We start from the raw sequence: 19,331 nt of genomic DNA on the forward strand, positions 1-19,331 counted from the left end.
GTTCAGGAGAACATAATGAACAGGATACTGGTTGGTATCATTTTTTCTCTTTTTATCACTACGGGATATATAGCCTTTCTTGTCTACGACCGTCAGCAGGAGTTGCAAAAATTGACTCACTACACTGAGTCCTGGTCTGTAGCCCAACTGGTATCTGAATATTACCGATTTGAATCATGGATTGGACTGTACGCAACCGAGACTGATGACGTTACGGTAGACCAGGTTCGCATGCGCCTGGAAATCATGCTGAGCCAGAATGATTTATTGAAAGAGGGCGGCCTGGGTCGTTATATAAACAGCGCGAAAGCGCATCAGGTGCTCGCCTTACGCCTGGAAAATATACTGAACTATCTGGATGGTCACCTTGAGAAAATGAGCCGTTCAGAGTTAAAGCTCTATCTGAAAAATATGCATTTACTGGATGCACCGCTAAGCCAGCTTTCATCAACGGCTTTAACAAAAGATGTTAATACAATCAATGAAACTAACCTAAAAATACAGGTTCTATATTATATTTATTCAGCACTTTCGCTGTTACTGGTTATTTTAAGCTTCATACTGGGCTTTTTGATTATCTATCAAAATAAAAACATTCTCAAAGCACATACACAGGTTAAAACTCTGGCTGAAGAACTTCAGCTGTCCAAAGAAACCCTGCAAATCCAGAATACAAAACTGGAATACGATGTTTATCATGACTCCCTTACCGGCATGAAAAACCGTCTTTTCTTCTGGGATGATCTCAATAAACTTAATCTACAGGCTGAGGAAAAACATATTTCGGTCACGGTGATGTTATTCGATTTAGACCGGTTCAAAGAGGTGAATGATACCTACGGTCATGATGCTGGCGATTTACTGTTACGTGAGGTATCCACGCGCCTTAACGCTTTGAGCCGCTTTTCAGAGACATTTTATCGTTTGGGCGGCGACGAATTTGCGTTTCTCTCCAGTGGCTTAACCGAAGCCGCAGCCGTTTCACGCGCGCGAGAAATCAGTGATAGCATCAGCAAGCCCTATACAATTAATAATCAACTTATAAAAATAGCCACCTGTGTGGGTATTGTTTTATCGGATAACGAACGACGTTCAGATTACCTTTATAAATTTGCCGATCTGGCGCTCTATGAAGCCAAGAAAGAAGGTTCTCAGCAAATCAAAGTCTTCCGCCAGCGAATGCTACAGAAGTTGCAGGAAAGCAGAACCCTTGAAAATGATATGGCAAGAGCAATAGAGAATGATGAGTTTATTGTTTATTACCAGCCTATTGTGAATTCCATCAGCAAGGAAATTTACGGCTATGAAGCGCTTATTCGCTGGATGCACCCCGTCAAGGGGATGCTCTCCCCGGATAGCTTTATTTTCGCCGCTGAAAAAACAGGCATGATCAACGAGATAGGTAAAACTGTACTTAAACTGGCCTGTAGGGAGGCGGTCTCCTGGGCTGTTCCGGCCAGGATCTCCGTCAACGTCTCGCCTGTTCAATTGGGCAGCAAATCATTTATTAATACGGTGCAGTCCGTTCTGGCTGAGACCGGGCTCCCGGCTAACCGTCTTGAGTTAGAGGTCACAGAGTCTTCCCTCTTCAGTGACAGAAATAACCCCATTGCGATCCTCAAAAAACTACGCTCACTGGGCGTAAGAATTTCTATTGATGATTTTGGCACGGGTTATTCGTCGCTCTCCAGACTCAGCGAACTGAATTTTGATAAAATCAAGATCGATAAATCTTTTGTCAATCCGATATCTACGCAGGAAGATGCGCTTAATATTGTGAAGCTGATTACCGGTATGGCTAAAAGCCTTAATATGGGCGTCATTGCCGAGGGCGTTGAGACCGAAGAGCAGCTTGAGCGGCTTCAGGCTCTGGGTTGCGAGCTTGTGCAGGGATATCTTTTCAGCAAACCACAGCCTCAGGTCGACAGCAAAATTAAGAGCGGCCAGGAATGATCCCCTCTCCTCAGCCCGATACCAACCGGGATCACATTTTTCACCCCTGGGTATTCACTGACAATAACCAGGTGTTATCATTCACCCCGTAAATACCTATCAACTCAAACCGAGGCTTTGATGCTGGAGAATGTAATCATCCGATAATCAGCTTCCCGACCTTTCCAGGCCGGACTGATTATCAATGCGCCGAAATCGTATGCGGACACCGCTGTGTGTTTGCACGTTTTGCATATGATGATTAAACAGGTTTTCCAGTATGAATTTATCCCGTCAGGAACAACGTACCTTACATGTTCTCGCCAAAGGTGGCCGTATTGTGCACGTCCGCGATACCTCCGGCCGCGTCACCGCCGTTGAATGCTACACCCGCGAAGGGCTGTTGCTGGCTGACTGCACGCTCGCCGTTTTCAAAAAACTCAAAACCAAAAAACTGATCAAATCCGTCAACGGCCAGCCCTATCGGATCAACACCACCGGGCTGAATAACGTTCGCGCTCAGCCTGATAATCGTTGAGGAGAGGATGATGGATATCCCACGTATTTTTACTGTTAGCGAAAGCGAACACCGCATTCATAACCCCTTTACGCCAGAGAAGTACGCGACGCTGGGCCGGGTGTTACGCATGAAGCCAGGCACTCGCATTCTCGATCTCGGCAGCGGCTCGGGAGAGATGCTTTGTACCTGGGCACGTGATTACGGTATTACCGGTACCGGCATCGACATGAGCCCGCTCTTCACCGCGCAGGCCACGCGGCGCGCAGAGGAACTCGGCGTCAGCGAACGCGTCCATTTCATTCATAACGACGCGGCCGGCTACGTCGCGAATGAAAAATGTGACGTGGCGGCCTGCGTTGGCGCAACCTGGATTGCGGGGGGCGTAGCCGGGACGATGGATCTGCTGGCAAAAAGCCTCAAGCCCGGGGGAATAATGCTCATCGGCGAACCGTACTGGCGTCAGGTACCCGCGACGGAGGAGACAGCCCAGGCCTGCGGCGTCTCGTCGATCGCAGACTTTCTCACTCTGCCCGGTCTGGTTGCGTCTTTCGATCAACAGGGCTATGACCTGGTTGAAATGGTGCTGGCTGACCAGGAAGGCTGGGACAGGTACGAAGCCGCAAAATGGATGACCATGCGTCGCTGGCTGGAGGAAAACCCAGACGATGACTTCGCGCAGGAGGTTCGGGCGGAGCTGACGATAGCGCCTGAACGTCATGTGACGTACACGCGGGAGTACTTTGGCTGGGGAGTGTTTGCGTTAATGGCGCGATAATATGGCGCTGGCGGTATAGCCTTTTGGGTTATGCCGCCGATCAACTTCTTTGAGGTACAAAACGATGACGCGAAAATGTGCAGCCAATGGCAACATTTGCTGCCATGGTCTGAGAACGAGATTTACTGGAATGTAGGGTAACTATTTGATTTAGATGGTGCCGATAATAGGAGTCGAACCTACGACCTTCGCATTACGAATCAGAAGCACCACATTTAACTAACTGTTTTTACAAGCATTGACCGCATTCACACAGCCAATGCTGATGGCACAAACGGAAAGATGATGGATGATGATTTCTGGTGCATGACACAATCATGGCACAACCGTGGCACAAGAAATCACATCACCGGGCAATCATCAAACTCACCTGTCCGCGCATCGTTGATGATGTACGTGATAACTCCAAACACCGGGCTTTCTATCCCTTCGAAGTGACCAGGTAACTTTTCTTTGCGTCCGTTCAGTGCATTCTCAAGGTGATGCTGAGGATATGTCCGGTAAATCTTCACTTTGAACTCACCTCCTATCTCACAAACCAGCAATGAGCCGTCACAGGGGTTTAGTGACGAGTCGATGACCAGCAGCGCATCTTTCATGATGCCGCAGCGGTAGATAGTCTCTGACGACTTCATGTAGTAAGTAGCTGATGGCCTGGTTACGATGCGCTGATCTAGCGATATGCGCTGTTCAACATAGTCTTGCGCTGGACTCGGGAATCCCATAAACACCTCCGATTATTACTGTATATAAATACAGTATTTCACCTACCAGAATTGATCAAGTGCTGATCAGATTGGTCTTAGGTGATAAACTACGCTGAACTCTAAAACTACCCAAACACTCATATGCTTAAGCTATTCTCAAAATATTTAACGGTCGGCGTGTTTAACACCGCCATTCACTGGATCGTCTTCTCAGTTGGCGTCTACATGCTCTCTGTAAACCAGGCGGCTGCAAACCTTCTGGCATTTGCTACGGCAGTAACATTTTCGTTCTTCGCCAATGCTGCATTCACATTCAAATCAAAGCCCAAAGTTAGAGGTTATTTTCTCTTTGTCACATTTATGGGTCTAATGAGCGTACTGGTTGGTAAGGTGTCTGATTACTATCAGATTTCCCCCATCATCACTCTTGTAGAGTTTTCTCTTATTAGCCTGATTTGTGGTTTCTTTTATTCGAAACATGTTGTCTTTAGGGAAAAACAATGAAGATTTCTCTGGTGGTACCAGTATTCAACGAAGAAGACGCGATACCGATTTTTTACAAAACAGTTAGAGAATTTGAAGGCCTTAAGCCCTATGAGGTCGAGATTGTCTTCATCAATGACGGGAGCAGGGATGCAACAGAGGCGATCATACACTCAATCGCCGTTTCAGACCCTCTCGTTAAGCCTCTGTCGTTCACTCGTAACTTCGGAAAAGAACCAGCGCTGTTCGCTGGGTTAGACCATGCTACAGGTGAGGCGATTATCCCGATTGACGTAGACCTCCAAGACCCTATCGAGGTCATACCGCATCTTATTGAGAAGTGGCTGGCTGGTGCTGATATGGTTCTGGCTAAACGAACAGACCGTTCCACCGATGGTCGCCTAAAGCGCAAGACGGCTGAATGGTTCTATAAGCTGCATAACAAAATAAGCAATCCGAAGATTGAGGAAAACGTTGGCGATTTCCGCCTGATGTCTCGTGAAGTAGTGGAAAACATCAAGCTCATGCCAGAGCGCAACCTGTTCATGAAGGGTGTATTGAGTTGGGTAGGAGGAAGCACCGATGTCGTTGAGTATGCCCGGGCGGAAAGGGTTGCAGGCAACACGAAATTCAACGGATGGAAGCTGTGGAATCTTGCTCTTGAAGGGATTACCAGCTTCTCAACATTCCCGCTTCGTATATGGACATATATCGGCCTGTTAGTTGCTGGCTTAGCCTTTCTTTACGGGACATGGATGATCATTGACACCATTGCGTTTGGCAACCCAGTGCGTGGCTATCCGTCTCTTCTGGTATCTGTTCTTTTTCTCGGGGGCATCCAGCTTATTGGGATTGGGGTACTAGGTGAATATATTGGACGTATATACATAGAATCTAAGCAACGACCTAAATATTTAATAAAGGGTAAAAAATGACTAATAAATTTAACTTTTTTTGTTGGGCTTTTATTTTCACAATATTGTCAGTGGTATATTCACTAATTGCCAAAAATACACTCCCAAACTCTGATGTTATATCATCATTCAGAGAAGCAAGGGATATTTTAAACGGTAACATACTGTTAAGTGGATGGAAGCTATCTACGGTATCATTTTACTTTACAGAGATCATACCATATGCATTAGCAATAAAAATAATAGGATTTAACGAGCACCTTTACTATATTGTCCCAGGGATATTTATGGGGGTACTGGTAACAATTTCCTTGTATGTATCAAATCATAATAGAAATTTATCATTTTACGCAGTTCTTGCTACCTTTGCCATGCCAACATCGTTTTCATCGAGTATAATGTTAATTGCATGCATTCACATAGGTGCATACATACTAATCTTACTTTGTTTAGTTTTATTGGAGCAATATAGGTTAAAAGGGTCGTTAAAGCTATTATTGACATACATGATTATGTTATCAACTTTGTCTTTTAGTGATGACATTGCAAAATATGCATTTATTATCCCTGTTATACTTGTGTGCTTGTATAGAGTGGCACTTGGAATATATAAACAAGAAAACATAAACTATAGATATGTGGTATTGATAGCGTCAACTGCAGTATCAATTGCAGTTTCGAAATGCATATCTTTCTTTTTTTTACATTTTGGTGGATTTACCCTGCCAGGGATAACCACCCCGCATTTTGTTGATTTCTCTCAATTAACTAATAATATATCATTAACTATTCAGGGCACTTTTCATTTTTTTGGTGGATATGTATTTGGAATGGAAATAGGTGATAAGAGAACATTCTTTAGTTTAATTAAGGTAATATTCATATTTTCATTCATATATTTATCCACAAGGTGCATTCTTAAATTTAAGGACCTTGATTTCTTTTGTCAGGTATTGGTTGCGTCATCATTACTAATGTTTTTTGCTTATTTACTGAGCGACAGACCAACAAATCTCTTTTCTATCAGATACATTGTTCCTACGTTTGTATTTATGTCCATTGTCATTTCAAGAAGTGCCTTTGCCTTTTCTGCAAAAAGAAATATAGCGATTTCTTTAATCGTCATTTTGTTATCAATACCAAGTTTAGCAACATTAAGAAACACAGTAAACACTAACGATGTGACAATTGAACTAAGAAATTTTTTACATGAAAGCGGATATAAGAGGGGGTATGCCTCTTTTTGGTTTGCATCTTCGGTAGCCGGATTTAGCGATATTAACGTTGCGCCATATGAATTACGCAATAATCAATTTGTTCAATATAATGGGCTATCAAAATCAGAATGGTATAAAGCTGGAGCGGAGTTCTTAATTGCAGATGACGAAGACCAGATTGGCAATGCCATAAGACAGTTTGGAACTCCAAGTGAAAAACATAAGATTCAGGATAAAATAGTTCTCATATGGAAAGATGGGATCAGGGCTTTAAATTAGAAAGTGGTTTCGGATATTAAAAAACCACCCCCACAGGAGGTGGTTTAAGGATGACAATTAATTGCGCCACAGGATTGGCGCTTTCTGTTATGTATTGGTGCCATCTGCACGCTGCCATGTTTCTGTGGTAGCATTCCACCATACAGGAAGTCCTAGGTTGGTATCGTAATACTGCTGCCCTGCTTTTGGAGATGATGGCCTTTGCGATGTTCCACCACCGCTAACAATTACAGTATCGGGAACTCCTTGACATGCCAGAACCCTGTATTTACTTTGATCTCCGCCAATATTAACCTCGCTATTTCCATCAAAAACAGAAGACAACACCGCAATCCCTCCGCTAGTGTCCTCAATGTTAATACCTCGTTTTTGAGTTGGGCCGTCATTAGCAATTCCTCCCTCGCCAAAAAGACATCCAGCGAATGCAACATATTGCGTATCACCACCAATTCTAATCCCACCTTCTCCATTATTTGTAAACCTGGTGTTAGTGAATGATGATTTTTTACACGCATTCATGTATACACCGAAGTCTTTACTGTAATGGAATTCTGTATTTACACAGTTTACCGAGAAACAATCTTTAAGCGTTAGCCCATGCCCCTCAAAGGCACCCATATGGCCATTTACAATAAAAACAAAAAGGTTGCAATTGTTGAGTTCTGTAACGCCTTCAATTGTTACGTCAGTTAGTTCGCACGTTCCATGACTTGGCTTTGCCCAATCGTCATATCCCAATAACAGGCATGGAGTAGATGTCGGATTTGCGCAATAGGTATTTCGCATTTGAAATCCTACAGAGTTACGAACTTCAACACGGGAAGAGTAAGCAATAAAACTGTCTGAGATAACCAATGCGTCAGCCCAATCAACACCATTTGGTTGAGTCCTGTTTGAATAGAACATTGAACCTATTCCACGAATTTTCCTAAAGGTGACATATCTGTAGTCTATAAGCTCAAATGTTAATCGGTAGAATGTGCATCCGAATATCTCCATTTGCTGCTGTTGATGGCAACGTATGGCTATAGGGTACTCTCCATCTGAAGCTGATGGGCATGAAAAGGTGAGGTTTTCTATTCTCGCACCATTAATAATGTAAGTAGATGGCTGGTCAGGATCTCCAAAGTAGAACATCTCATCACCGGCAGAAACAGGTTGTATTTCTACACCGATATTTTCTCCAAAGAGCAATGGCTTTTTGATATATACATTTTTTACTTTGTAAATACAGCCAGAACCATTACCTGACACATCAGGGATAAACACTTTCTTACCGGTAGCTGAGGCTTTTTTAAAGGCTACTGAATCATCTGTTACGCCATCGCCTTTTGCGCCAAAGTCCAGCACACTAACGAAATCTCCAAGTTTATCTTCTACCGTTCTTGGCACACTGCCATCCACAGGATACTGATATCCAATGAGCGAAGATCCGGTTGGTTTTGCTAAGTCTCCTCGCAGTACTGATTCTCCAACAGGAATCCATGCACCAACACCAGTCCCACCTGTAGAGTCAGGATTGGAAGCGGCTGGAACTTCTTTTGGCAATACTCCTGACCAGTAATACCAGGATTTCGTTTCTTCATCCCAGATAAAATCAGAGCGTGACGCTAACGACCCGCCAGAGCTAAATGTATAAGACCCGTCAATAAATCCTGATAACTTGTTATTTACTTCCTCTACAGACGGAACATCTAAATTTGCTCGTGCCTGTGCAAAATCCTCTAGTTCTGAAAGGTTGTTCTTTGCACGCAACAGATGTGTAATAGCAAGCTTCTGGTCGGTACTGTTCTGATTGACCAAGAGCTGCGCTGTATCAAGTGTATCGGTCGCGGTTGGCAACTCAGTAAGTTTTACTTTTTGTTCGGCCATTATGCAGTCCTGTACCATCCAGCTAATTTAATATATTGGTTTGTAGTATCTATTGGGGTTGCAGAACCGGTTGAACCTGTGTCACCCGATATTCGGTGAGAATGCGCACCTATTGATATTGAATGCGCATGATTATCTGATGATGTTGTAGTTGACTGTGAAGAAATAATGTCATCGCTACTCCTATCCTGAGCGCCACCTGTTAATGTTCCAACGCTTTTAAGCCCAACCGTGTGTGAATGAGAATATGTGCTGGTTGTTTTGCTCCCATAATCGAAAGAATCTGAGTTGACATCAATCGGATGTGTATGTGGTGCAAGATTGGATGCTGTAATCGTAATGCTGTCGCTACCCCCTATTTGCAAGGTGTCGCTTCCTGAGTTATTGGCAAGCCTGATTGTCCTTCCTGCGCCTGGTATTCTGGCCCATGTAGTTCCTGGCCATATGACATTTGGATTTGTTGTATTAGTAAAAAAATGAGCGCTTCCGATTGGATATACACCATCAACAATTGCTTTGAGCAGAGTTGAAACGGTAAGAGACCTGTCATTTCCTGACTGATTTACATGCAACAAATCAGTCAACGCTGCCGAAGCGGCTGCTGGCAAATCTGTTAAATATTTTAGAGTGATATCTGCCATTAAGCCCCCTCAAGCACTGTCACGCGTGCTTTCAGGTCAGCTATTTGCGCGTATAAGTCGTTAAGTAGTGTATTGAGGTGATTGGCTGCGAGCTTGCTACCTGCTGAGATTGATCCATCTGGCATGCGAACGGGAGGCACAAACCCGCTGGCAAGAATTTCATCTGGAATTGGTTCTTTGTTTTTCTGACCGTCCGCATAAGTGACGTCAGTATCTGCAAATGATGTTATAGCCATTTAATTTCTCACTTAGGCATAGCGCCACAGAGCATCGTCCCGGTGACGCCATAGTCACGGGAGAAAATAAGAAGATAATCGTCGTCAGCGACGCCGAGATATGAGCCGTTTACTTCGAGTACACCTGACACGGACCCAGCCGCGTCAAGATATGAGCCAGCAATGAATACAGACCCACGGTTAAGTCCAAGCGCCGTGTCGGTGTCTACCTGCATTGCTGTGTTATCGCCGACCTGTAACGCTTGGCCTGAATTGGTGTCTATTCCCGCCAGGGAGAAACCGTTGAGCCCATAATCATGTGTTGAATATGCTCTGACACCCGCCACAGATGCGCGGTCGACGATGGTGTTGATGTTTGTGGGGACATAAGGTCCGGTTGCGTGAACGCTGAATGCGGCAGGATAGAGCTCAACCAGTTCGACATCAGTACTTGAAGTAGTGGTTGCCGTTACGACCATGACGTTATCTGGTGTTCCGCTGAACGCAGTCGCCAGTTTCGCCTGCATGATTTCCCGGCGATAATCATCGTCAGACATTCCATCACGACCGACATCAACGTACTGTCCGAATCTGTCCAGCTCTATGCCGTGGGCGTTGTATATGCTTTGCGTCAGGTAGATGTATTTGGCGCGCGCTTCAATTTCAGGATGAAGTACGCCAACAGCAGCAAAGAGATCTGGAACCTGTCCTCCTTTTTTAAGCCAGTCAGTAGGCCTTTGTCGTATCAGCGCAAGGAAATCGATATCAATCCATTCATCAGACACCTGTGACCTCCACATTGGCAGCGGAGAACGAAGCAAATGAGTTTTCAGCAACGGAAATGTTACTTTCTGCAAACGTAGTTCCGTCAGTGCTGACGGTGATGGTCATTTTCCCGATGCCGGTGGTATTTGCGTATATATAGCCATAAATGCGCTGGGTAATAACGTCATCACCAAGTCCAAGGGTGGCACCGTAAGCCACAACACCTTGCTTTATAGCGTCCACAACAGCAGCTGGTAACGGCTCCTCAGTATCCAGAAGAACAACGTCAACTTTGACATAAATATCCACTTCTGTAGGTCTTGAGAAGTTCACGATATGTGGTCTCTCGTACCGGTCATACACAGTGATCGCAATTGAGCCGTATGTCGCTATACCTGCACCTTTGTACTTCCAGATTGCGTCAGCAATGTCCTGCTCAAGACCGCCAGAAACGATAGTGTGGATGGCTTTTGGAGGAATGCTGTCGACTGTCGTCATGGTGTCGTTTTCAATGACTTTGGCTAAGGTTACGCCGCTGACTTCCGTAATCAGGCGAGTCTCAATTGCTGGGATGGTTGCCGCACCGCCAGATGATGCCCTGCTCTGGTATAAACGTTGGCGGTAATCTGTGTCTGATTCGCGATCTGAACCGGTGGCCCCCTGAACGAGGTTATTAACTCCTGTCCATCCGGTGATCGCACTTACAGGATTGTTTAATCCACCAACAGGAACGACAATCGGACCTGCTTCAGTAGCCTCAAAGATTGCCGGTGAACCAATTAACTGCCACGCCAGCCCAGCGCTAAGCGACACTGCGTAACCTTCAATAAGGTTTTCAGAGGTGAGTCTGATTACTGAGCCGTTTGCTGTGGCTGAATACTGGCTTGTTGAGTCCACTACTGCGGCAAGGCCTGTAGCAATGGTGTTTACCGTGTCTCCTGCAACTTTCGTGTAGGTATGATCAACGCCAGCAATCCGTACCGTGTAACTGGTTTGTGTGTTGTTAGATACCCTCACCTCTCCATCCAGAAGCGTCGAGCGTGAGATGGTATAATCTGCCGTCAGTCTGAATTGGTAATTACCGAAAGAAGCTAAAGAACCAGAAGGAACAAGTCGTGATTCAGAGCCATAAATAACGGCGTTCACTTTTGTCGTGGTTTTGCCATGCCGGGTAATCCCACCCATCCAGTCGCCAAGAGCATCAAGAGCGAATCCCTCAGCAGAAGCAAGAAACCGGCTAGCCCACAACTCCTCTTCAGTTTCGAAGTGAATTGCGTTTTGCTCAGCTTCAATTCCGATCCACTGTCCGGTGGTCGAATCAGCCTCTCTGTTAATCGGCCCGACGACCGTTTCCATTGCATCACCGATTTCCTGAACCATCTCCGGTAATGTCGGCTTGTCAAAGCCTGTCGCAGTAATGTAATCAGCCATATGCACCTTATTTCAGGCATAAAAAAGCCCCGCACATTGGCGAGGCATATTGAAGGGATTATTTATCAGGGGTACTGCACCAACCCGTACTCAGTGTTGGCTGTAAACTCTATGCTCAGCTTTCGCTCTGCCCGGTCAAAGTTGTAGGTAAACTCAACTATGCCGGTAACACCTTCTACAGCGAGGATTTCTGTACGGATGGCTGATAGCGCACCATTAAGTGTTACCTGCTTACCGAGAATATCTTGTAAGTACGGCGTTCCGAATTGACTATCAAGGAACCACTCTCCGCGCCACAGGTTAAGCCTGAATTCTACCTGCTGCCTGACGCGCTCAGCTCCATCTACGTACTGAAGAAGGCCGTTAGTGAACACGACTTTGTTATCTGTAAGTCTGAAATCAATCATTAGTTCTCCGGGCCTCCTGTAGTGCCACCGCTATCACCCTGGTGACGGTGAGTGCCTATTCTGATGCCATTGATAACCACATCACCAATCACCTGCATCGTGCCGGTTATGGTAGCTACCGATGTTTCACCGCCCGAGCCAGTCATGCCGCCCTGGTAAGTGAACAACTGCTCAACGGTCATGCTTCCTTTAACGGTATGCAACGGTGTTGTTTCTTCCACCCCACCTGGAGCATTAATGGTCATTTTCCCGTTGGCATCGATAGCAATGAAGGCATCGCCAAAATACATTCTCACGTCATCGTTGCCAGGGACTGCATCACTATAACCAGCACCAGGGATAACGTATGAGTCGATGATGTCGAATCGCCTTGTGTCGTCGCTGCCATCGGTTGCCTGCTGGCAGACCACCAAAAGGCATTTATCACCAGCCTGGACGGGGCCTTTCAATCCGGCCTGACCGTTTGCAAACTGCGGCCACACCATACGCAAATCGGTCAGTACCGGATAGGCATTGGTATCGCCATCTGCGTATATTTTCTCGCCATCTGGCTTTACCGTTACCTTGCCGCCTGAGTAACTAACCACAGTGCATGGAAGTGCTGTGTTTACCGTGTCCATTTCGGAGCTTACAAGCCGCCTAAGCGCTTCTACTACATCACTGTTATCAGCCATCAGATAAACCTCAATAGCGCTTCCACGCTCCATTCCTGCCCGTGCGTATCTCCGGTGTAATGTGCTTCTTCAACACGGAAGAATTCCCCATCAATTCCGCGAGATTTAAGCTGAACATAAGCACCAGGATAAATGGCAGGATTGAGCAGTGATTTCACCCGGTAGCCCTGCACCTCAAGAGTGACCCGGTCTTTTAGCTTAGCCGTTGGGTCTTCTACATCCACAACCGTCCTGACGATCCCTTTCTGACCGTATTTGATGCCCTGCTTGGCTGCCGTCTTCTCGGTCATGGTTTTTGCTTCACGGCGGGGATATCCGATCATGCCAGTGTCTTTCGACAGCACGACAGCCGTGTCTGCATAGACGCCACCCTTTTTGATAATCTGTATTTCGCTATCCTGAGCGCTCCACTCCAGCCCAAGATAATTACAGACCCTGTCCATAGCATCACGCACCCTACCGTTATAGGCATACCCGCCGACGTACTGCTTATCCTGAACCTTGCTGATGCTCTTCTTGATTGGCAGTCCGAAGTTCTTCGCCACCCCATCCAGTACGGTCATTGCTGACGTATTTGGAGGGAAGGAAACGCTTATCTTGGCGTCGCGTAAAGGTATGACGCTGTCCCTTAACTCCATCTCCGTGATGATGTCAGGACCGTCCTGATACGTCAGGCTACGGCATGTGGTGCCAGTGAAGATGGTGATAGCGCCGATATCATTGACGTAACCAGCCTTGATGATGACCACGTTATTTACTGTCTCCATCAAAGTGATAGTTGTGGGCGCGGCGTTGTAGATTTTGAGTGATGCTTCGTTGGCGGTTTTGCTGGCTGTTTTGGTGATATCGAACTCAAATCGCAGGTCTTTAATGCTTACTGCCTCACCCTGAGGCTGACCTACGATGATTTCACCCGTTCGCAGAAACAAACTCATCTATTTCTTCCTCAGTGGCATACACCAACAGGTGATCGCCTCCAATCGAATCGATATCAGGGCGTACCTTTTCACCATACGTACGGATGAAGTAGATATCTCCTGAGAAGTTATCGAAACTGAAGTTCTTTAAAAGCGGGTAATTCTGTACAAGCTTAACTCCGGTTATGATCGGCAATGACTCACGGTCATAGATACCAAGCGACCAGAAGCCAAAGCGTTCATTCCATCGCAGGCGAAGCGTAACCGGTGTATCGTCGAAAACAGCCTGCAATGTCTGGTCAGTAAATCCAGCCTGAAAATTTAGTGGGGTCATGGGGTGACATTACCTATGATGTTGCCGAGATATTCCTGAAGTTTACCGCCCGAGCCAGATAACCCATCCAAAGCCTGACTCAGGATTGAACCCGTATTCTTGCCAACGTTTTTGGTTGGCGTAGCCCGGTTAGCCGTAGCTGGGTCTGCTGAGTTTGATGTTCCGGCTTTAGCAGTAGCGCCATTACTGGTCGTATCCGTTTTCCTGACGCCTACACCAGGAGGAACCTCTGTCGTAGCCGTGCTCACGATAAGTGCCTGCACTGCATCTATCGTAAAATTGACCGCATCACCATCATCCACCCTTCTGGGAATGTTAATTCCCTGAATGAGCATATTCTCATAGGTGTAATTTTTGGTGTATATGGTTACCAGTTCGTTTGAAATATAGAGCGAGTCAAGCAGCTTGATCGCTGTGTTAACCCTGTCTTCCCCGTCGAAGCCGCTATCCAGAGCGTTTGCTGCCTGAGTTAACACCCCTGTCACTGGTGCATTACTTATCATGCCTGCAACGGTAATCTTTTTCGGCTGACGGATGATGTGATCTGATATTGGCGACCCGTTTTCTACGGGATTCATTGTCACATCGCGTGTCCACTCATGGGTCTCCTGGTCCAGCGTGTCAAACTCAAGATTGCCGACGCCAGGGTCATTAAGCCTGAAGGTGCTATCGCCTGACGAGTTCCAGAGGAAGCCAAGCACATCAGTTGCCATGCTAACCTCCAGTGTTGAAGTTTAATGTGTTACCCAGCGCATTCCATCCGTAGTCACTGAATGCTGATTTGGCGCTATCCTGAAGGAATTTAACCTGCTCGTCAGACGTTCCGGCAGGCACTGAGATATTGCCGATGTTGACGTCTATCTTAGGACCAGACGCTGCTGATGGCGGTGGCAATGCAAGAGATTGATAGCTGGGGAGTAGAGTATTTCCACCTTTTGCGTCCTGGTTGAAGCCTCGCACGCCAGCAAGCGTATCTGACCACATTCTGGGGATATCAAATGCACCGTTTGTTTGTGCATTTCCCCATGACGCCCACTTGCCTAAATCTTCAACAAGCCATCCTGCCTTTTCCTTCAGCCATGGTGCAAATTTTGTAGTCCCAATCTTATCTCCAAAATCCTGAACCTTGTCCTGACTGGAGTTAAAGAAGTTGGCGAGACTGTTGAGAACATTCAGCGCCCATACAGCCATATCTTTCATGTCGGTAAGCGCGACTTTTAGAGAGTTAATCGAATCGGTGTACTCAGATACAGGCCCGATCATGTCTCCAAGAAGCGACTTGTTGCCATTAAGCCAGGAGTTAACGTCCTCACCAACAAGAAACAGAGCTGCAAGTGCAGCTATCACCAAAAATACAGGGCTTGTGAGTGCGGTAAATGCTGCGGATAAGAGATAAACAGAACCTACAAGGCCTGCTGCGCCAAGAGCTACTCCAAGCAGTTTTACGGCATTCTCTGCGCCACCAAGAGCATCGATAACTGAGTCCAGTGCATACTCGATTTTATCAGCCATCCAAAGGAACTTATTTGCCACCCATGTCACCGCTCCGCTGCTGCGGTTAAGTCTGTTGATAAACATCGACCATCTGTTGTTTACCAGTACGAGCGCCTGACCAATGGTCATTGGCATTTGTTTAAACTGGTCGACGAATTGCGGGAGGACTTTAATCAACCCTTCAGCAAGCATTTTACCCGTTACCTTGCCGGTGGAGATGAAAGCCTTAAGGTTGTTGTTAGCCCCTGGGATGGCTTTACCGAGCGCCCTGAAAAGGTCAGGAGCTACATCGATAAGCGTATTCATCTCTTCCATCTGGACAGCTGGAGATCCAATTGCCTGACCAAGCTGGAAGAAAGCCTGCCCCTGCGCAACGGCTGTTGAGCCAGAAGCGGCAAGCGCTATGGATACTGCATCGGTGAGCTGTAAAACCTGCTCCTGGTCTTTATAGAAGTCCTGAGTGGCGTTACCAGCCTTAATGTAAAATGATGCGTACTCTTCAATGCCCTGCCTTGCTGCACTTGCCCTTTGAGCCACAGTGTCGAATGCTTCTGCGCCGGTAGTGATAGTCTGTGGCAGCATTCCAATTCGAGCCTCCAGAGACTGCATCTCGTCAGCAGTTTTGGCAATGTTTGAGATGGTTACAGCACCGAATACCGTAGCAAGAACACCGCCAAGCGCATTGAATGACTGAATGGTTTTATCGACCCTTCCGTCTACCCTGTCCAGCCCTCGACCCACACTATCTGAGCCAGTGAGCCCAAGGCGGATCAGAAATTCTCGAATAACCATTTACTTCTCCATTGGCGTGTTCAGATAGTCGGTCATCTCTATGAGGGCGTTAAGCTTGAGCAGGTCTTCGCATGTGATTAATCCTGACTTCACCTCTGCAACCGTACACATATTTCTCATTATTGGACGCCACACCCATAGCTCTGTTTCAACGTCTTCCCTTAGCTTTCCTGGGTCGCGCTTTTCGCCAGTGACTGAACCCGATTTGCCAGCTCTTCTGGGCTTAACCCAAACAGGGTGAGAACTTTCGTAAAAAAAGGGGTGAAATTGAGCTTCAGTACTTCCCAGCACAGCTCGAAGAAGTCGAACAGCGTGTCTACGGTGAACACAAGGTTCATTGCGTTAGGGCTGTCAATTTTCTTCTCGTCAGTAACGCTGAATGTTGATGAGTCGCGCAGGATAGGGATGATTACTTCCTCCAACGTTTTCTCATCGATGCCGGCCAGTAATTGAATGGCGTTTGCATCACCGCCTGAAGCCAGGCCTTTATCAAGCAGCGTTTTTAGTTTTACTAAGTGCTTTGCCGCAGCGAAGGCGTTCATTTTGGCGGCTTTAAACTCTTTGTCACCGATATGGAAGGTAGCGAATTCCTGAGACATATGGACCTCAAAAAAAACCGCCCGAAGGCGGCATTGTTAAACGTTGTTACCACCGAGGGAGAATTTCAGGTCAGCACACTCAAAGGTGTAAATGCGTTCACCAACCTCGTTAGTTGAGAAGGCCACGTCGCCAAGCTGATAAAGCCACGCCTGGCCTGCTGCGATAACAGTGCGACCAGAGAAGTCAGTTACTGATACCGGATACACTGCCTTGCCGTCCTGCGTTAATGAATCAAGGTTCATCAGTGCAGATAGTTCGTCGTTTGCCGCGGATGTCTGCAAAAGATGAAGCTCGATCTGCCCGCGCTTATCCGTTACGCGCGCGCGACCTACTGAGCCATCGAGACCTGCGCGTGATTCATAGAAGTTGGCGTTCTTACGAGCAGTAATTGAGTCTCCATCACTGAAGCCGGTTAATAGAAGCGGGCCGATAGTGACAAATACTTCTGAGCCGTCATAAGAGCCAGTTAATTCAGCAGCCATAATTAGCCCTCGTAGCTATAGGTGAGTGAGCCTTTGATTTCGACCACCTGGATTGCGCCAGCCAGAAGCGCCACAAACTCGATATAGAGAGTTCGGGTAGCTTTGATATCAGCAGAAACGTCGGCTGCATTTGGATAAGTGATACGGAACCCAGGGATTGTGTTGCCTTCGCTGTCACGCTCATCAGGAGCGATTCCACCTGCCTGCTGCCCCTGAATAAGTGAACCGTTCAGGTTGTTGACGATGAGGGCAATACCGCCGTTGGTGTAAGGCACCTTCTTCTGGCGGATCACCAGAGAAGCCATATTCTTCTGAATGGTGTCTACAAGCCAGTCACGGAATCGCACAACATCAATCCATTCGCCAGATGCAACCTTGCCTTTGTTTATCAGGTAGGTATTTTCGGCGTACTGCTCGTAAGCATTGGCGTTCTTCTGGAAGATGTAGCTCTGCTCTGTGTCGCTGAACTTGCTAGGCGTGATGGATGCCAGTGTTTTAAGCGCCCACGTTTCGCCACCGGGCGCGATGGTGAAGCATCGACCCATCCATGCCATTTCAGGATACTCAGTCGCTGCTGCCTTGTGAGCAATCAGAGCTGTACGCAGATATTGCAGGTCCTGCAACTGAGATGCGATATCGTCATTAGCAGATGTCCAGATATCAGCAGTATTGCTGCACGCGAAGAACAGTTTGGTCTGCGTCTCAGCCCATGCCGCCGCATCCTGAATTAGTGCGTCACCACGCTCTACCAGAGCAAAGCCGTACCAGCCCGGGTCTTCCTGCTGAATGGCGTTAAGGTCCGCTTCTAATCCGTCTGCTGAGCCTGCGGTTGCGATTGACAGGTTGGTCACTGGCTTAACGATGGTTGCTGTCTCAGGAACTTTCACTACCAGGTGCAGCCCTTCAGCATCAGCGGTGCTGGTAAACAACGCATCAACTACAGATTGTGCCGCCAGCGCTGTTTTCAGACCGGTATATACGTCAGAAGCATCATCGCCGCTCGCTGCGGTGTACGTTACGGTGGTGCCATTCACGCTGAATGCGAAAATGTTGCCCATTGTGATCGTCGCGTTGGTTACTGTCAGATCAACAGAAACGGCGTTTCGGCGACCTACCCATGCCTGATTTGGGCGCGGGGTCTGACTAAATACTGCTGAGAGCGCTTTGAGCGTCTGCGGGTCAAGTCCGTCCTGCTGTGCCGCACTGTAGCTTGAATATTTCCGGATTCGCTCACTGAATGCCGTTGTAGGCGAAACTGCAAGTGGAATGCCGAATGACGCCTTCGCGATACTCGCTGTGTCCAGCGAAATAGTCACGTTGGCAATTTGACTTAATGAGGCCATTAAACCACCTTTAACTCGTTTAAAATTGCAAATTCGCCGTGTAAAGCTATAGCGAAGAGGTTATAAACCCACGCAGCTATTGCGGCATCCTGATAACTACCTAGTGATTTGTATTTTCCATCCACGCCAATTCGAGCTTCATACTGTTTGTTTGGGCGGTCATTTCGTTTGTAAACGCCTTTGAAATCAGTGGTCTTTTTGCTTGCGCTTATAGCTCTGTGTCGCGTGTTTTCTTCACGGCTTGCAGGCCTCAAATTGCACCATCTGTTATCTGTTATCACGCCATTCACATGGTCAACCTGATCAGGAGGCCAACTTCCAGTCATGTACAGGAAAGCGAGGCGATGAGCCAAATAGAGCTTCCGCTTAACCGTCATGGTAAGGTAGCCATTAGTGTCTGCGCATAGGCTTACCTGGTCTCCACTTCGAATGCCATTACCGGCGTCTGAGCAGTGCTTCCATTGGCCTGTTTCCGGATCGTAGGTGCGCAAACTCCTCAGCTCTTCAGCGCTGATTGACTCAAGTGCCATTGATGAA

At 46.9% G+C, this 19,331-nt stretch carries 22 protein-coding genes; 6 read left to right on the forward strand and 16 right to left on the reverse strand.

Translation table 11 applies throughout. From position 1 onward, the window contains the following. Positions 1–15: 15 nt before the first annotated feature. The 3 genes from H2Z33_RS03130 to H2Z33_RS03140 all read left to right on the forward strand — a co-directional run bounded on the left by H2Z33_RS03130 (position 16) and on the right by H2Z33_RS03140 (position 3,227). The gene (locus tag H2Z33_RS03130; RefSeq protein WP_063135464.1) at positions 16–1,953 is read left to right on the forward strand and encodes a putative bifunctional diguanylate cyclase/phosphodiesterase; all 1,938 of its coding nucleotides are present in this window, start codon (positions 16–18) and stop codon (positions 1,951–1,953) included. A gap of 259 nt (positions 1,954–2,212) precedes the next feature. Further along, positions 2,213–2,470, forward strand: a complete 258-nt coding sequence (locus H2Z33_RS03135) for a YjhX family toxin (protein WP_006809960.1) — start codon at positions 2,213–2,215, stop codon at positions 2,468–2,470. Between the two features lie 10 nt (positions 2,471–2,480). Beyond that, complete coding sequence (locus H2Z33_RS03140; RefSeq protein WP_032670521.1) at positions 2,481–3,227, forward strand: SAM-dependent methyltransferase; 747 nt, start codon at positions 2,481–2,483, stop codon at positions 3,225–3,227. Positions 3,228–3,568: 341 nt separating this feature from the next. Here H2Z33_RS03140 and H2Z33_RS03145 read toward each other — a convergent pair whose 3' ends face one another. Further along, on the reverse strand, positions 3,569–3,952 hold the full coding sequence (locus tag H2Z33_RS03145; protein ID WP_063867322.1) for a S24 family peptidase: 384 nt from the start codon (positions 3,950–3,952) through the stop codon (positions 3,569–3,571). A gap of 123 nt (positions 3,953–4,075) precedes the next feature. On the opposite strand from H2Z33_RS03145, the gene H2Z33_RS03150 reads away from it, so the two are divergent. The 3 genes from H2Z33_RS03150 to H2Z33_RS03160 are packed head-to-tail and all read left to right on the forward strand — an operon-like array spanning position 4,076 to position 6,827. Beyond that, positions 4,076–4,438 (forward strand): GtrA family protein, encoded by a 363-nt coding sequence (locus H2Z33_RS03150; RefSeq protein WP_063867320.1) that lies wholly within the window; start codon positions 4,076–4,078, stop codon positions 4,436–4,438. After that, positions 4,435–5,352: a glycosyltransferase family 2 protein gene (locus H2Z33_RS03155; protein WP_063867318.1), complete on the forward strand. Its 918-nt coding sequence runs from the start codon at positions 4,435–4,437 to the stop codon at positions 5,350–5,352. Before H2Z33_RS03150 ends, H2Z33_RS03155 begins: the two co-directional genes overlap by 4 nt. After that, positions 5,349–6,827, forward strand: a complete 1,479-nt coding sequence (locus tag H2Z33_RS03160) for a hypothetical protein (protein ID WP_032621356.1) — start codon at positions 5,349–5,351, stop codon at positions 6,825–6,827. The genes H2Z33_RS03155 and H2Z33_RS03160 overlap by 4 nt, the downstream gene beginning before the upstream one ends. 87 nt (positions 6,828–6,914) lie before the next feature. Here H2Z33_RS03160 and H2Z33_RS03165 read toward each other — a convergent pair whose 3' ends face one another. From H2Z33_RS03165 to H2Z33_RS03235, 15 genes are all read right to left on the reverse strand, one after another. Continuing rightward, a complete protein-coding gene (locus H2Z33_RS03165; protein ID WP_162269974.1) occupies positions 6,915–8,699 on the reverse strand; it encodes a right-handed parallel beta-helix repeat-containing protein in 1,785 nt (594 codons plus the stop codon). Beyond that, complete coding sequence (locus H2Z33_RS03170; protein WP_074173857.1) at positions 8,699–9,340, reverse strand: phage baseplate protein; 642 nt, start codon at positions 9,338–9,340, stop codon at positions 8,699–8,701. The genes H2Z33_RS03165 and H2Z33_RS03170 overlap by 1 nt, the downstream gene beginning before the upstream one ends. Continuing rightward, positions 9,340–9,576 carry a hypothetical protein gene (locus tag H2Z33_RS03175; RefSeq protein WP_045259851.1) on the reverse strand — a complete coding sequence of 79 codons (237 nt, stop codon included), beginning with the start codon at positions 9,574–9,576 and terminating at the stop codon, positions 9,340–9,342. The genes H2Z33_RS03170 and H2Z33_RS03175 overlap by 1 nt, the downstream gene beginning before the upstream one ends. Before the next feature lie 8 nt (positions 9,577–9,584). Beyond that, complete coding sequence (locus H2Z33_RS03180) at positions 9,585–10,340, reverse strand: hypothetical protein (protein ID WP_232350971.1); 756 nt, start codon at positions 10,338–10,340, stop codon at positions 9,585–9,587. Next, positions 10,333–11,751: a baseplate J/gp47 family protein gene (locus H2Z33_RS03185; RefSeq protein ID WP_063867305.1), complete on the reverse strand. Its 1,419-nt coding sequence runs from the start codon at positions 11,749–11,751 to the stop codon at positions 10,333–10,335. The genes H2Z33_RS03180 and H2Z33_RS03185 overlap by 8 nt, the downstream gene beginning before the upstream one ends. A 65-nt stretch (positions 11,752–11,816) precedes the next feature. Further along, a complete protein-coding gene (locus tag H2Z33_RS03190) occupies positions 11,817–12,158 on the reverse strand; it encodes a hypothetical protein (protein ID WP_063867303.1) in 342 nt (113 codons plus the stop codon). Beyond that, on the reverse strand, positions 12,158–12,832 hold the full coding sequence (locus H2Z33_RS03195; RefSeq protein WP_063867301.1) for a Gp138 family membrane-puncturing spike protein: 675 nt from the start codon (positions 12,830–12,832) through the stop codon (positions 12,158–12,160). Before H2Z33_RS03195 ends, H2Z33_RS03190 begins: the two co-directional genes overlap by 1 nt. Then, positions 12,832–13,767 carry a phage protein gene (locus tag H2Z33_RS03200; protein ID WP_006809746.1) on the reverse strand — a complete coding sequence of 312 codons (936 nt, stop codon included), beginning with the start codon at positions 13,765–13,767 and terminating at the stop codon, positions 12,832–12,834. Before H2Z33_RS03200 ends, H2Z33_RS03195 begins: the two co-directional genes overlap by 1 nt. Next, a complete protein-coding gene (locus tag H2Z33_RS03205) occupies positions 13,742–14,083 on the reverse strand; it encodes a phage baseplate plug protein (protein ID WP_047722018.1) in 342 nt (113 codons plus the stop codon). Before H2Z33_RS03205 ends, H2Z33_RS03200 begins: the two co-directional genes overlap by 26 nt. After that, positions 14,080–14,796, reverse strand: a complete 717-nt coding sequence (locus tag H2Z33_RS03210) for a phage baseplate protein (protein WP_063867297.1) — start codon at positions 14,794–14,796, stop codon at positions 14,080–14,082. Before H2Z33_RS03210 ends, H2Z33_RS03205 begins: the two co-directional genes overlap by 4 nt. 1 nt (position 14,797) lies before the next feature. Next, positions 14,798–16,369, reverse strand: coding sequence for a tape measure protein (locus H2Z33_RS03215; protein ID WP_063867295.1), 1,572 nt, complete (start codon positions 16,367–16,369; stop codon positions 14,798–14,800). Positions 16,370–16,530: 161 nt separating this feature from the next. Further along, positions 16,531–16,968: a phage tail assembly chaperone gene (locus tag H2Z33_RS03220; protein ID WP_006809751.1), complete on the reverse strand. Its 438-nt coding sequence runs from the start codon at positions 16,966–16,968 to the stop codon at positions 16,531–16,533. Positions 16,969–17,004: 36 nt separating this feature from the next. Next, positions 17,005–17,451 (reverse strand): phage structural protein, encoded by a 447-nt coding sequence (locus H2Z33_RS03225; RefSeq protein ID WP_006809752.1) that lies wholly within the window; start codon positions 17,449–17,451, stop codon positions 17,005–17,007. Between the two features lie 2 nt (positions 17,452–17,453). Then, positions 17,454–18,794, reverse strand: coding sequence for a DUF3383 family protein (locus H2Z33_RS03230; RefSeq protein WP_063867294.1), 1,341 nt, complete (start codon positions 18,792–18,794; stop codon positions 17,454–17,456). After that, a complete protein-coding gene (locus H2Z33_RS03235; protein WP_063867293.1) occupies positions 18,794–19,324 on the reverse strand; it encodes an HNH endonuclease in 531 nt (176 codons plus the stop codon). Before H2Z33_RS03235 ends, H2Z33_RS03230 begins: the two co-directional genes overlap by 1 nt. Positions 19,325–19,331 lie beyond the last annotated feature (7 nt).

This window comes from Enterobacter sp. YSU (assembly GCF_016082135.1).
GTDB classification, from domain to species: domain Bacteria; phylum Pseudomonadota; class Gammaproteobacteria; order Enterobacterales; family Enterobacteriaceae; genus Enterobacter; species Enterobacter hormaechei_C.